This window comes from Streptomyces sp. NBC_01233 (genome assembly GCF_035989305.1).
In the GTDB taxonomy this organism is placed as follows: Bacteria; Actinomycetota; Actinomycetes; order Streptomycetales; family Streptomycetaceae; genus Streptomyces.
Map to the genome: position 1 here is coordinate 7,246,181 of NZ_CP108514.1, position 13,150 is coordinate 7,259,330.

The following is a 13,150-nucleotide window of genomic DNA, read 5'->3' on the forward strand; positions in this document are numbered from 1 at the left end:
TCCTCCCCGACCTCGGCCAGGAAGATGCCTTGTGCGCCGCCGGCCGCGGGCTAATGGTGGAGTCGGGTATTGGAACTGTCCGAATGCCTCAGCCATTGCGGACCCATGAGGTGAACTCGTCGGCGAAGCCGGGCGGGTTGGCGGCCTCGGTCTGCCGGGCGATCGCCTCGTAGTACTCCAGCTCGTGGACGATCACCGGCACGGTTCGGCCGACAGATCTTTCGATGATGCCGGTCGTATGGAGGGTTCGGGCGAGCTGGCAGCAGGTCTGGTTGAAGCGGGCCTCGATCTGCGCGGCGAGTGGCCCGATGGCTGAATCCCAGTCGGCGAGGTCGGTCGGCTCGTCGTACCAAAGTCCGAGTTCGGTGATCCACTCCTGGCGAGCTGTGGCCCCGGCGGGGTCTCTGGTCAGGTCGCCGACCACAGTCAGCTCGTTCTGGATCCAGAAAGCGTAGTTCCAGCGGGCTTCTGCCTGGTCAGAGGCGTCCTGGATGCTGCGTCGGGCCTGAGTTTCAGTGTTGTAGCCGATCGTCAAGGTCGGCTGACGAGGGTCGTCGTCCTCGTTGTCGATGAGGAAGGAGACAGCGTAGATGTCGTCGGCGTCGGCGGCCGGGATGGATGCGATGGCCCTCTCGACGAGATGCTGGAGGTGATCGTTGAACGTCATGGTCGGCGGGGTCCTGTCGGTCAGGGTCATGAGTCCCACTGGTTGCAGTACTCGATGTGGATCTCGCGCGCGTCGCCGAGAATGCCGTCGTTGGAGTGGAGCTCGGTGCAGAAGTGCGGGTAGCTCGGATGGACGGAGACGTATCCGGGGCCGTTTCGGGCGACGTCGAAGAAGTGCCGGACGGTGTCCCTGAACACCTTCGCGCTGCCGGTCATGAACAGGGTCTCGGCGTGGAGATGCTGGTGGAACAGATCCCGGTTCTCCTGGTAGTGCCGTGCCTCGTGATCAATCACGGCTTCGTCGGAGTGTCCTGGGCCGGGCAGCGTCACGGTCTGCGGACGCCCTGGGCCGAGCCGTCCTCGTATTTCCTTCCAGCGTGAGGGTGCGAACTGGAGCGAGTGGTGCAGCAGCACGAGATCAAGCTGCCGTGTGCCGTCTTCTGGCAGCTCGCGGGAGGGGCCACGGTTCCCCCGCATCGGCAGGTGGACCAGCGAGCGCGGTGAAGAGGCAGCGAGCTTCCATAGCCCACCGATTCGCTGGGCGGCGTCCTGATCGAGGTAGGTGTCCAAGTGCCGATCGTGGTCGATGAGCACTGCGTGAACCAGGGGCCGGGCGGGTCGGATGACCGTGAACTCTGTGGATCCGAGCCGTGCTTGGTGGATGGTGATGGGTAGCTTCATTGGTTCTCCGGGACACGGCGGCTGACATCGGCGGCGTAAGAGGCCCAGTCGCCGGCTGATGCCTTCTGCCATTGGACGGCGACTTGGATGTGGACGCCGAGTACCCGGGCGAGGATGGCGGCGGGCAGTTCTGCGGCGAGGGTGAACAATGCGGTGGAGCGGTCCTGTCGGGGCCGGATCCCGATCTTGTGGAGACGCTGGCCGATCCGGTCATCGCCGAGGGGGTGTCCTGGGCGGCCGCCGGGAAACAGCCAGGGGACGTCGTCGGGGGTTCCGATCTTGGCTTTGCCTCGGCGGGTCGCGACGAGCTCGCGGACGAGTGCGGCCAGCGGCTCGGGTAGGACGACTGGCGAGGTGCCGAACGTGATCGCGACGGTGTCGTTGTCGAGGTGGACGTCGTCGACAGTGAGCCGGCTGATGGTGGCGATCTTCTGGGCATAGAGGACCAGCAGTAGTCCGGCGACGCGGTCCGGGGTGGGCAGGGTGTCGTCGTGGAGGAGCCGTCGGGCGTCTGACCAGCGTTTCTCGCTGTCGATGGTGCTGAGGGGGCCCGTCCAGCGGGTAGTGCCGTAGGTGAGGCCGCGGGCGTGGTGGTGCTGTACCGACCAGCGGACGAAGTGGCCGGTCTCGTCCCGGTAGGTGGCATCGGCGCCTGAGGTCCATCGCTCCAGGTCAGGCTGGGTGCAGTCGCTGAGCGTCAGGCCGTTGCCGGCCAGCCAGTCGAGGAAGTTGGCCGCTGCGGTGACGTGGCAGCGGACGTTCAGGGCTTGGAGATGGGTGGTGTGTTCCTTGCCGAGGCGTCGTCGGAGTCGCCGCAGGTGATGCCAGCTTGCGTATCCGTGCAGGATCCGGCGTTCGGTGGGGTCGGTGCGGGCCTGGACTGCCGCGGTGATCCAGCCCTCCAGGGCGACGAGGCGTTCGTCGCGGGCCGGCAGTGCTCCGGTGGCGACCATGACGCTGCGGAGATGCGCGAGAACCTTGCTCGCGGGCAGCTCGTCGAGCGTTTCGTGCGTGACGGGTCGTTCGTCGCGCCCGATTTGCTGGAGCAGGATGCTGACCTTTGAGCCCGATAGCCAGAACATGGTGCTGGTGGGCCGTTCGGCTCCGGACAGTGCCTCGTAGAGGGGGACGAGGTCCTGCCGGACTGTGCCGGTGTTGCCGCCAAGGAGGTCGCGTACCAACTGGTCGAGCGTGCATCGCTGGCAGGGGCGGGTACTGAGCTGCCATGTGGTGCGGCAGACCGGGCAGCGGCCCCAGAAGTCCGGATCCGGGTTGGTGCACTTCGCGCACAAAGGCGCGTCCCAGGTGCCGCCGCGGACGTGGTCGACGGTGCCGCAGCTGCTGCAGGGTGTCCACCGCAGCTGGCACCGGTTGCACCAGGGTTCGTCCGTGACCCGGGAAATCTCACAGGCTGCTGTCCGTCCGCAGATGCCGCACTGGGTGGCGGTCCTGGGCCGGCAGTTGGCGCAACGGGGTCCATCGGGAAGGCGGACGGCGACTGTCTGGCGGCGCCCGCAGCCGGAGCATTCCTCCAGGTTGACGGGGTCGCTGACGAGGCAGTTGGGGCAGAGCGGGTGCCCTTCGGCATCCCGGGCGGCGGGCTCGCGGACGGCACCGCAGCGGATGCAGGGCACGGCCGAGTTACGGGCGAAGCAGTTGCGGCAGACCCGTTTGCCGTCTAGCAGCTTCGACAGTGCCTTGACCTCCTGGCAGCGGAAGCAGGCCGGGTTGACCACCGTCGTGGCCCCGGCTTGGACGAGTTCGCTGATGAACCGCAGGACGGCGGGGGTCGGGGCGTCGTAGCCTGCGCCGGTCAGCAGGTCGGGCTGGGCGATGACCGCCCAGGCCAGACGTCGCCGGCCTGCCGTTCGGACGGTGGCGCGCTCGAGGGCTGATCGAACAGTGTCGGCGGTCAGCACGGGATCGACGGCGGTGATGAGTCTGGTGAGTTCGGCGAGTGGATCGCCGTTTATATCCGGGCACTTTGCGCAACGAGGGTCGCCGTGGCGGTCCCGGCTGACGACGCGCCGCTGCTGGCGGCAGCCCGCGCAGACGGCTGGCTTGTCGAAGCAGGGCGAGCATCCCCACCGGCCGCCGGTGCGGCTGCCCACGTAGGGGCGTCCGCGGCCGCACTCACCGCAGCGGGGAAGCGCGATGTCCTGGGCGCCGGCTTCGCGAAGAGCCATCAGCAACCGCGCGACGCAGAAAGGGGCCGGAGGCCGTCCGGTCCGCAGCAGCGACGGATCGTCATGCAGGGCCTGGGCGAGGCGTCGACGACCGGCTCGTTCACGCATCACCGTGCAGACGATCTCGCGGACGCGGTCGGCGTCCAGGTGCCGCTCGACGTTTCCGACCAGCCGCACGACCATGCCGACCGGGTCGGCCAGAACCTCCTCCGCGTACCCGTTCAACGGTCCACCGGTGCGATCCGGGCCCGCTTGGGCCGCAGGTCACCGACTCCCTCGGCGGCGGGTGCCCCGCCTGCCGCCGCCTTCTTCGGCTTCTTCACGGCGCCGGCCGTTGCGATCGGCTCGATGAGGTCGTCCATCGTGCAGTCCAGGATGTCCAGCAAGGACATGAGGATCTTCAAGCTGAGCCGCTCGGGCCGGTCCACGACGAGCCGGTAGACCTGGCTGGAGGACAGTGTGATGCCGCGTTCCTTCAGCGGAACGATCAGGTCGGTCGTGGAGAACATCCCGCGGTCCGCCATGATCTTGCGCAGGTGCCACTGGTAGTCGAGCTTGGCGGCCATCGTCGGGTCCTTCCTCGTCACGTTCCGGCAAACGCCGGGGCAAGTGCCTTGCTCAGGGCAGTGTTCATGAAGTCGTCGCTGACGTGCGTGTAGATGGCGGTGGAGCTGTCGCACTCGTGGCCGACCTGCTGCTGGATGAACCGACGGTCAACCCCGTCCTCGGTCAGATGCGTGACGTACGAGTGGCGAATTGAGTGGGGGACGAGCTCCTTCGGGAGCTTCAACGCGTCCCGGTAGGCCACGAACCGGGCGTTGATCTCGGAGGGCTTGACCCGCCCTCCCCGCTCAGTGACCCACAACGCCGGATGGTCCTCGCAGCCGAACCGCGGCCGGACGTTCTCCACATAGTCCTGGACCGCGTCCACCGCCCAGTCCATCACCGACAGCACGTTCCGGCGCCGTGGCGGCTGGCCCTTCTTCGCCTTGCCGTAGCGGACGTTGAGCGTGCCGTACCGGCCGAACTGTCGCGCCTTCGCGTTGCGGCCGAAGTCGACGACATCCAGCTTCGAAGTCTCCGTCCGACGCAGACCCCACCCGTAGATGACCTTGAACAGTGTGGCGTCGCGGTAGGCAGCGAGGGCGCCCTTGCGCTTGGACTTCACCGCGCGTTCGACCTGGTCGTCGGCGTAGTCGAGGAACCGCTGCAGCTCTTCCCGGGTGAACGGCCTGGCCTCCGGGTCGCCCTCGTAGTCGTTGAGGTGGGCGATGGTGTTCCACTCGTGGCAGATCGCCACGGGATGGGTCCCGAAGGCGTCCTCGCAGACCGGCCCCCAGCCGTAGCGGCCGTCGATGAGGAACTCTGTGAACTGCCGAACGTCGCCTTGGTAGCTGCGGATCGTGGACGGTGCCAGGTGCTTCTCGCCCGTCAGCGAGGCTGACCACTCGTCCATGTGGCCCGGCAGCCACGACCACGGGTACTCGTTGGTGAATTCATGGAAGCGCCGGATCAGCCGTTCCCGCCCGGCGATCGTGCCTTCCTTCAAACCCCGGGACATCTGCTGGGCCCGCCAGCCCCGCAGCATCGCATCGACCATCGCGTCCTCCGGACGCAGCTGGATCACCCCGGAGACGAGCTCCAGATGAGCCGCCCCGGCCAGGGCCACCTTCCGCTCTTGCGCCACTCCAGACCATCCCTTCTGGAGGGCAAATCCTGCATCAGATGGGCTCTGTCTGGCAAACTTCCTGATCAGGAGGCCACTTCGTAGTAGCGTTGGAGTCCATCAGGCCCTCGCCCCGAGCTGGCGACCTGCGACTTCTCGCCCGTCTGATGCAATTCCCGAGCCTTCGCGTAGCCCTCGGTGGTGGCCACGTGCACATGCTTAAGGTGGATTTTCGCGGCGATCAGACCGCCGGGCCGGTTGGCCAGCGCCATGGCCAGCGTGCGGCGGAGGTTCCGTGCGTTCACGGGGCCGTCCGGGATCGGTGCCAGTCCGAGGCGGCCGCCTTCGGGGCCGTTGACCCAGGTCCGGAACTGAATGTAGATGTCGGCCGAGGCCGACCTCTTCCTGCCGAACAGGGCCCCGTTCAAGGATCCGTCCCGCTGGGCGATCCGTGCGGCCAGGCCGACAGCCCGCCAGGCTTCTTCGATCACCACCCACTCCTCCGGGACGCCGCCGAACTCCTGGCCCTTGATCAGTCGGGACGCCAGCCGGTAGCGCATGGCGCCGCTGTACGCGGGGGTGGGCGGGAGACATGAGTCCGTGGACAGCTCTGCCAGCTCACTGGCCCGCATCCCGCTAAGGGCCGCCGTGACGACCAGGCAGGCCCCCTGTACGAGACTGCCGAGGGTTCGAAGTTGCCGGTAGTTGAGTGGCAGCGTCCACGGCGCCGCGCCGTTCCCGTCCGCCCGCTGGACCAGGGCGGCACCGCGACCGTGGACGGCCGCCACGCCTACCTTCGCCGCGGCCTCTTCGATCAGCGGGCGGAGCACCTCCAGGGGCCCGATCTGAATCTCTTTGCTGACCCCGGCATCCCTCCCCAGCTGGTCCAGGTTTACTTCCAGAAGCGGGTCCGAAAGCGACCAGACCCCGCTCCGGACCCGCTGAGTGATCGACCCCCTGTCCAGCTGGGGAAGCGGCACACCGTCACGCACGCACGCATTCAGGTGCTCCGCGAACCTGTCCCTGTCCCGCTTGGAGAGGGAGTACCGGATGCCGATGGTGGGGCGGGACTCCTTCCGGGCCTGCGCGCGCTCGATCTCCTCCGCGACGTAGGGGCCGAGGGTTTCGACCACCCACAGGGCGGCCGCCATCATCGGCTGGAAGACGTGGTCCGGGACCGGCCCGGAGAGGTTCCCAGCCTGCTTCTTCGCGCCGGCCACCTCGAATACGGACCGGCCCGCCCAGGGGGTGAATCCGGGGGCGTAGGCGTCGTGGGTGAACAGACCGTTGTAGAAGGCCAGGTACTGCACAGACAGGAGAAGGTTCAAGAGCGTGGAGGGCTGGATGGTCCTGCCGTGCCTGGTGCTGCGGGAGGCGAAGGCCATGTAACGGTCGCAAAGGTTTTGGTCGACGTCAGCCAGGGTGCGGACGCCTTCCGTATGAAGCCAGTTCAGCCAGAGGGCCATACTGCTGATCTGTCCGTACACCGCGCTGACCGCTTTGGGCTTGCGGAACGCGTGCGGCAGCACGGTCACGTGCTCATCCTGCGGTGCCAGGAGGGCCAGGATCATCTCCTTCGCTACGGTCCTCCACGCCGGGTTCACGATCCGGCGGAAGTCCCAGCGCAGGGCGGTGAGGGTGAGTGACTTCGGGGCCCGGGCCAGTCCCGTCATATCCCATAGGTCGTCATCGAACAGGGGGCCGCAGTTCCCGGGTGGCATCTCCAGCTGGGCAACCGTACAGACGTCCAGTCCTGAGAACGGGGACCGGCGGCTGGCGGCCGCAAGAATGCTGGGCGTCGTCATACGGTCATCTCCTCAGGGCGGACGGGAATCTGGTCGTCGGTGTCGGCCACGGCGGCCGCCGCGGCCTCCAGCACGGCGGGCGGAAACGCGGGCAGGACCTCCCGGTCCAGGTGGTCGGCGTACGGGCCGAACACCGCGACGAATTCGGCGGTGGTCATCTGCCGGTACTGCCGGGCGAAGAACGCGCGGAGCCGCAGCAGGTTGGCCGCGTGGCGGGGCATGAACACGGCGAGAGGGCACAGGAGGCACACCCACGGCCGGGCCGGACAGGGCTTTCCTGCGGGCCCGTGGAGGCCGGACAGGGGGTCTTTGCACGACGCGGTGAACACGTCGCGTTCCCCGGTCAGTAGTTCGGACAGGGCACCGTCAGTGAGGCCGAGCCGGGCCGCCTCCGCGGGGAGGTCGGCGGCCGCGCGGGCGGCCGCTTCCTGGGTGAGAACCGTTGGGGGGAGGGCACGCCGGAGGATGTCCGCCTGGCTCTCCTCGATGATCGCTTCTACTGCGTCCATCTGAGCCGGGGTCTGCGCGGTCAGGTATCGGTCCCCCTCCACGGCGGCGGAGTGGTTGGGGTCGATGGCCGTATTCCCCGTCCATCCCTTGCGGCTCAGGGTGTTCAAGTAGGTTGTCCGGATACGTGACGGGTGAAGCTGCAACGGCTTTCCGGTGTCGTCCAACAGTCCCATGCGGGCCACCAGCCCGGTGTCCTTGGCCCGCAGGTTGGTCCCGTCCGGGTCGGGTCCGCTGACGACGTACCCGTGGCCGCCTGACTCGGCCTTGAAGCGATTCGCCCGGAGCCGGAGCCAGAGTTCGTCGCGGACTTCGGGGCGGGCGTGCTTGCGCAGGAGGGCCGAGTGTTCCAGCCATCGTTCGATCAGGCGGACCGCTCGGCCGGTGAGCTTGACCGACTCCGGACCGCGCCGGCCCTTCACGTAGTCCAGGAGAATGGAGGAGTCTCCGGCCCACGTCACGTCACTGATTCCAAGGCCGGACAGGCCGTCTGGTACCACCCCGCTGTAGACGCCGAGGAGAAGGCGGTACGCGGCGGCGGTGGCGGCCGCCGGATACAGGGCGCCTCTCGTACGGGGGCCAGCGTCTTGGCCGCATCAACCCGGTGCCGGTGCCATCCGATGTGCCCGGCGAACGCTTTGCTGGACATGGGCCCGTGCTGGAGGAGTTCCCGGGCGATGTTGGGCGGGGTGAGGCCGGCCACTCGCGGATCCTCGCCTCTAGCGGCCTCGACCAGGGCCCGGCGGTGGTCGGCCCAGCTCTCTTCGACCACTTGCTGCAGGGCTTCGGTGATGCGCTGCCACTCTCCCTCCGTGTACGGGGGGAGAGGATCCGGCCGACGGCGGGCCTTGATCAGCTTCCCGTCCAGGTACGGGACGACATCCGGCGGCAGGGTGCCGCTGACCTGGTGGGCGGCGCGGAGCAGGGAGCGCGACAGGTCTGCGTGTTGGACGGTGACAGCCATCCAGAACCGGAACAGAAGGGGGCGGGTCAGCTGGGACAGGCCGCCCGTGAACCCTTCCGCCGCCAGCCAACGGACCATGCCCCGGAGGTAGGAGGCGTAGTGCAGTGCCGTCTTCCGGGTGCCGATCCTTCCGTGGGGGTGGACCAGGGCGGGGAAGGCGGCGGCCGGCTCGGCGGCCAGCTGGTCGTTCGCGGTCCCGTCGAAGCGTGCCGTGTACCGGGTCCCGTCGGGAAAGACGAATTCGACCCGCACGGGGTCGTGGTGCAGGTAGGCGGGCATCAGGTGTCCTCTCCGAACTCTGCGGCAGCCTCTGCCTCGGCGTCATGGTTCGTGCGCCCGGCGGCGGTGTAGGCGTCGCGGTAGATCCGCTGGACGTCCAGGCGCCGGAGGTAGATTTCCGTGGTCGTGACGGAGGAGTGGCCGAGGAGATCCCGAAGGATCATCAGCGGGTCCGTCTTCGTGAGGTAGAGGGCCAGGCCGCCGTCTCCGCCGGTTTCGGTGATCAGCGCGGCGGCCCGCTGGTAGTAGCCCTGGACCAGGGCCTCCAGGGTCTCCATCGCGAAGGTGTGGCGGAGCGTGTGGGCGTGGACCGTGGGGAATCGGGGTTCGTAGCGTTCCCGGATGCGCTGGGAGGTGCGCCGGAGGACGGTGTCCCAGTCCACGAAGGGGCGGCCGGTGGACTGTACAGCGACCATTGGTGACGTGCCGTCGGGGTTGACCAGGCGGAGGCGTTCGGCCGGTAAGAGGTGCCGCCACCGGGTGCGGTGGCCGTTGATCCGGGCGCCTTCGTGGTCGGGTGCTTCGATGAACAGCGGCGACCCGAGGCGGGCCGGAGGCCGGTGGGGGCCGCGGGTCACGGCGGCGTCTCGGTCCAGCTCGACGTACTGGTGGACATCGGCCAGGGCCTGGTGGCTGGTCCAGGTGGCGCGTGCCTTTTGTCCCTTGGTCGTGGATTCGGCAAGCGGGAACCAGACCGGGACCGGGGTCCGTCGTGCGGGCAGGGAGGGAAGTTCGTAGGTCAGCAGGTAGGTGAACTCCTGTGCGCGCAGGCCGCTGGCTGTGACCAGGCCGCCCACGGCGGCGTTGCGGGCCAGTTCTCGGCCGCGGAAGGAGTCGTCCGGGACGCCGTCCGGGTCCAACCCGGCCAGGGCCCGGAGGAAGGTGTCCCGGAACTCCGGCTCCAAGTACTTCATCGTCACGTGGGGCTTCGCGCGGCGGACGGTGGCGGTGTTGCGGCGTGCCTCTATCGCGCCGGCCTCCCTGCTGTAGCGGGTGCCCATGGCGTACGTGAACGGGACCTTCGTGCAGTGGTCGTTGTCGACGGCCCAGGAGTAGAAGCGGGACATCACGTTGACGCGGTGGTTCCAGGTGGCGCCGTCCCACCGGGCTTCGACTGGGCCGGCCAGCCGGTACTCCGCGAAGGCGCCCAGTGCGGCCCGCAGGTCTGCGCGCTCCGCGAAGGGATGCATGGAGCGGGAGGCCAGGAACTCCAGCCAAGATCGCATGGCCTGCGCGTACGAGCGCCAGGACTTCGCGGCCGGCACCCCGCTGATGGGGAGTTCGCGGAGCCAGGCGTTCACCGCGACGGTGGGGCGGGGGCCGTGCTCGTCTTCGAATCGAAGGTCGTCATCAATCAGGACCGGCATGTCCTGGCGAATGAGGGGCTCCCGGCCCAGGTCCCAGGACTCCCAGCCGTCCCGGGTGAAGCAGGTCAGCAACATGCCTACACCATAGGCAATGAGACGCACTCAAGTAGATTGAATAGAAAGCTAGTTGCACTCCTCTTCTACCGTCTAAAGAGACGAGGTTAAAGCGCAGTGATAAGTGATCTTTTCGCGTCCGAGAACCTGGCCCAGGCCGCCGTCACCCCTGGCATGAGCCTGCAGAACGCCAAGTCTGTCAAGTGCAACGTCAACGGTGAAGTGCTGGCCCGTCAGGGCTCGATGGTCGCCTTCCGCGGCAACCTCCAGTTCGAGCGCAAGGGCCAGGGCATAGGCGGCATGCTCAAGCGCGCCGTGACGGGCGAGGGCCTGGCGCTCATGTCCGTACGGGGCCAGGGCGAGGCCTGGTTCGCCCACCAGGCGGCCAACTGCTTCATCATCGACTTCGAGCCGGGCGACGCCCTCACCGTCAACGGCCGCAACGTGCTCTGCTTCGACCCGACCCTGTCCTACGAGATCAAGATGGTGAAGGGCGCCGGCATGACCGGCGGCGGCCTCTTCAACAGCCTCTTCACCGGCACCGGCAAGCTCGCCGTGATCTGCGACGGCAACCCGATCATCATCCCGGTCACCGCCCAGGTCCCGGTCTACGTCGACACGGACGCCGTGGTCGGCTGGAGCGCCCAGCTGGAGACCGGCCTGCACCGCTCCCAGTCGATCGGCTCGATGATCCGCGGCGGCTCCGGCGAGGCCGTCCAGCTGATGCTGCGCGGCGAGGGCTTCGTCATCGTCCGCCCGAGCGAGGTCACCGAGACGGCGGCGGCGCACTGAACCTCACCGGTGTGGGCCGGCGTTACGGGCGTCGCGGGCCCTGGGTGCTGCGGGGGGTCTCGCTGGAGCTGCCGCCCGGCACGCTGGTCCGGATCGAAGGCGGCAACGGCGGCGGCAAGTCCACCCTGCTGCGGCTCGTCGCCGGGATCGACACCCCGACCGAGGGGCGCGTCGACGGCCGCCCGCGCCGCACGGCCTACGTGCCCGAGCGCTTCCCGGCGGCGCTGCCGCTCACGGCCGCGTCCTACCTGACCCACCTGGGCCGGGTGCACGGGCTCGGGCGGGCCGGGGCGGCCCGGCGGGTGGCGCACTGGCTGGAGCGGTTCGGCGCTGCCGGGCACGCCCGCACCCCGATGGCCGAACTGTCCAAGGGGACCAGCCAGAAGGTGGCCGTCGCCCAGGCCCTGCTCGCCGAGCCGGAGTTGCTCGTCCTCGACGAGGCATGGACCGGGCTGGACGCCGCGGCCCGCGCCGAGCTGGACCTCGCCGTCGCCGAACGCACCGCCGCCAAAGGCGCGGTGGTGTTCGTCGACCACGACCCGCGGCGGCTCGCGGGCGCGGCCGACGCCCACCACCGGCTCGAGGGCGGGGCACTCGTACCGGTGTCCGCGGCGGCCGGACCCCGCGTACGGATCCACGCGGTCGGACCGCCCGGCCGGGCACTGCCCCCGGACCTCGCCGCTTCGCCGGCAGTCGGCGGGGGAGTGCTGCTCACCGTGGAAGCCGAACGCTCCGACGCGGTCCTGCGCGACCTGCTCACCGCCCGGCCGCCCTGGCACATCCGCGCCGTGGAGGAACTTCCGTGACCGCCCTGCTCCGTTACCAGGGCGCCCTGCTGCTGCGCTCCCAGCGCTGGCTCGCGCCCCTCATCACCTACGCCGCCTTCGTGGCCGTCGGCATCCGGCCGGGCGACCCGGTGCCGGACTCCCTCGGCTTCGCGGCCGCCGGCCTGGTCCCGGCCACCGCCTGGCTGGTCCGGATCTGCGTGACCGTCGAACCCGACGCGGCCCGCGACTGCACGGCCGCCGCGGCCGGTCCCGTACGGGTGCACGCGGCGGCCCTGCTCACCGCGACGGCCGGGGCGCTGCTCGCCGGAGCCGCGGCCGCCGCAGTGGCACTGCCGACCGGCGACCGGGCCGGCGCCGAGCCCGGCGCGGCCGGCTTCGCCGGGGCCCTCGCGATGGCGGCCTGCGCACTGACCGGCGCGGCCGTGGGCGCCCTGTCCAGCCGGCCGCTGGTCCGGCGCCGGGGCCCCGCCGTCCTGGCCGGGGCCCTCGGCTCCCTGCTCGCCCTGGTCATCGCGGTCTCCCCGGCCCGCAGTGCAGTGTCCGCCCTGGTCACGGCGGGGCGCTCGGGGACGGTGCCACTGCCGCTCACGGACCTGGCGGGCGCGCTGCTGCTGGCCGCCGGGGCGGGCACGGCGGCCTGCCTGGCCGCCGCGCGCCGGATCTAGGGGTGTCTCGTGGACACCCATCGGCGGCCGCCGGGCGGACGGGTACCGGGTCGCCGCCATTCGAGCCCTCCCACGGTTCCAAAGAGTGATGATATGTAACCTTCAGTGATGGTCCCGTCGCGGGCGGGGATGCCTCTTCCCGTAGATGTGGCCGCTCCGTGCATGTCACGGAGGGCCTCCCCTCCAGGAAAGGAAGCACATGAGGAAGCTGGCTTGGGCCGCGCGGGGCATGTCGGTCGTATCGGGAGCGGTACTGCTCGGGGCGCTCATGGTCCCGTCCGCGGTCGCCGATGACGGCCCGGGAAGCGCCCCGGACCCCAACAGCGCCGTGTCGGAGCAGGGCAGGAAGTGCGGTGCCCGCGACGTCAGCTCTGCCGCTCCGGACTACGTCAACTTCCCGTCCGGCGTGATCTTCCGTGTCGCGACCGACGCACAAGGACACTCATTCCTCAACGACAGCCGGAACCCGGGCGTGTGGGTCAACCTCGGCCTCCTCGCCAACGCGCCGAGGTGCGTCGTGGACAGCGCGGCCTCGGTCACCGAGTCGAACCCCGGCATCCTCTACATCACCCTGCTGGCCCAGGACGGGGTGCTGCACGAGGCCCGGTGCACCTCCGACAACACGCCTTTCACGCCGGCGAACATCGTGGCGGCGTGCGGCACCGGGTTCTCGCCCCTCCCGGACACCCCCGTCGTCTGACGTACGACAGGACCTAGCTAGGGGGTGCCT

At 69.3% G+C, this 13,150-nt stretch carries 13 protein-coding genes; 4 read left to right on the forward strand and 9 right to left on the reverse strand.

Features of this window, described 5'->3' with window-relative positions; genetic code table 11:
• Positions 1-88 precede the first annotated feature (88 nt).
• The 9 genes from OG332_RS33985 to OG332_RS34025 all read right to left on the reverse strand — a co-directional run bounded on the left by OG332_RS33985 (position 89) and on the right by OG332_RS34025 (position 10,196).
• Positions 89-697 (reverse strand): hypothetical protein, encoded by a 609-nt coding sequence (locus tag OG332_RS33985; RefSeq protein WP_327417030.1) that lies wholly within the window; start codon positions 695-697, stop codon positions 89-91.
• A complete protein-coding gene (locus OG332_RS33990; RefSeq protein WP_327417031.1) occupies positions 694-1,236 on the reverse strand; it encodes a hypothetical protein in 543 nt (180 codons plus the stop codon). Before OG332_RS33990 ends, OG332_RS33985 begins: the two co-directional genes overlap by 4 nt.
• A 107-nt stretch (positions 1,237-1,343) precedes the next feature.
• Positions 1,344-3,758, reverse strand: coding sequence for a site-specific integrase (locus OG332_RS33995; protein WP_327417032.1), 2,415 nt, complete (start codon positions 3,756-3,758; stop codon positions 1,344-1,346).
• The gene (locus tag OG332_RS34000; protein WP_327417033.1) at positions 3,755-4,099 is read right to left on the reverse strand and encodes a helix-turn-helix domain-containing protein; all 345 of its coding nucleotides are present in this window, start codon (positions 4,097-4,099) and stop codon (positions 3,755-3,757) included. The genes OG332_RS33995 and OG332_RS34000 overlap by 4 nt, the downstream gene beginning before the upstream one ends.
• 17 nt (positions 4,100-4,116) lie before the next feature.
• Positions 4,117-5,220, reverse strand: a complete 1,104-nt coding sequence (locus OG332_RS34005) for a tyrosine-type recombinase/integrase (RefSeq protein WP_327417034.1) — start codon at positions 5,218-5,220, stop codon at positions 4,117-4,119.
• Between the two features lie 65 nt (positions 5,221-5,285).
• Complete coding sequence (locus OG332_RS34010; protein WP_327417035.1) at positions 5,286-7,004, reverse strand: hypothetical protein; 1,719 nt, start codon at positions 7,002-7,004, stop codon at positions 5,286-5,288.
• Positions 7,001-7,972: a hypothetical protein gene (locus OG332_RS34015; RefSeq protein ID WP_327417036.1), complete on the reverse strand. Its 972-nt coding sequence runs from the start codon at positions 7,970-7,972 to the stop codon at positions 7,001-7,003. The genes OG332_RS34010 and OG332_RS34015 overlap by 4 nt, the downstream gene beginning before the upstream one ends.
• Complete coding sequence (locus OG332_RS34020) at positions 7,969-8,754, reverse strand: hypothetical protein (RefSeq protein ID WP_327417037.1); 786 nt, start codon at positions 8,752-8,754, stop codon at positions 7,969-7,971. Before OG332_RS34020 ends, OG332_RS34015 begins: the two co-directional genes overlap by 4 nt.
• On the reverse strand, positions 8,754-10,196 hold the full coding sequence (locus tag OG332_RS34025) for a site-specific integrase (RefSeq protein WP_327417038.1): 1,443 nt from the start codon (positions 10,194-10,196) through the stop codon (positions 8,754-8,756). The genes OG332_RS34020 and OG332_RS34025 overlap by 1 nt, the downstream gene beginning before the upstream one ends.
• Before the next feature lie 153 nt (positions 10,197-10,349).
• On the opposite strand from OG332_RS34025, the gene OG332_RS34030 reads away from it, so the two are divergent.
• The 4 genes from OG332_RS34030 to OG332_RS34045 all read left to right on the forward strand — a co-directional run bounded on the left by OG332_RS34030 (position 10,350) and on the right by OG332_RS34045 (position 13,120).
• On the forward strand, positions 10,350-10,967 hold the full coding sequence (locus tag OG332_RS34030) for an AIM24 family protein (RefSeq protein WP_442816390.1): 618 nt from the start codon (positions 10,350-10,352) through the stop codon (positions 10,965-10,967).
• Positions 10,964-11,773: an ABC transporter ATP-binding protein gene (locus OG332_RS34035; RefSeq protein WP_327419470.1), complete on the forward strand. Its 810-nt coding sequence runs from the start codon at positions 10,964-10,966 to the stop codon at positions 11,771-11,773. The genes OG332_RS34030 and OG332_RS34035 overlap by 4 nt, the downstream gene beginning before the upstream one ends.
• Entirely contained in the window at positions 11,770-12,420 is a 651-nt protein-coding gene (locus tag OG332_RS34040) for an ABC transporter (RefSeq protein WP_327417040.1), read from the forward strand. The genes OG332_RS34035 and OG332_RS34040 overlap by 4 nt, the downstream gene beginning before the upstream one ends.
• 199 nt (positions 12,421-12,619) lie before the next feature.
• Positions 12,620-13,120: a hypothetical protein gene (locus OG332_RS34045; protein WP_327417041.1), complete on the forward strand. Its 501-nt coding sequence runs from the start codon at positions 12,620-12,622 to the stop codon at positions 13,118-13,120.
• The last annotated feature ends 30 nt before the right edge of the window (positions 13,121-13,150 follow it).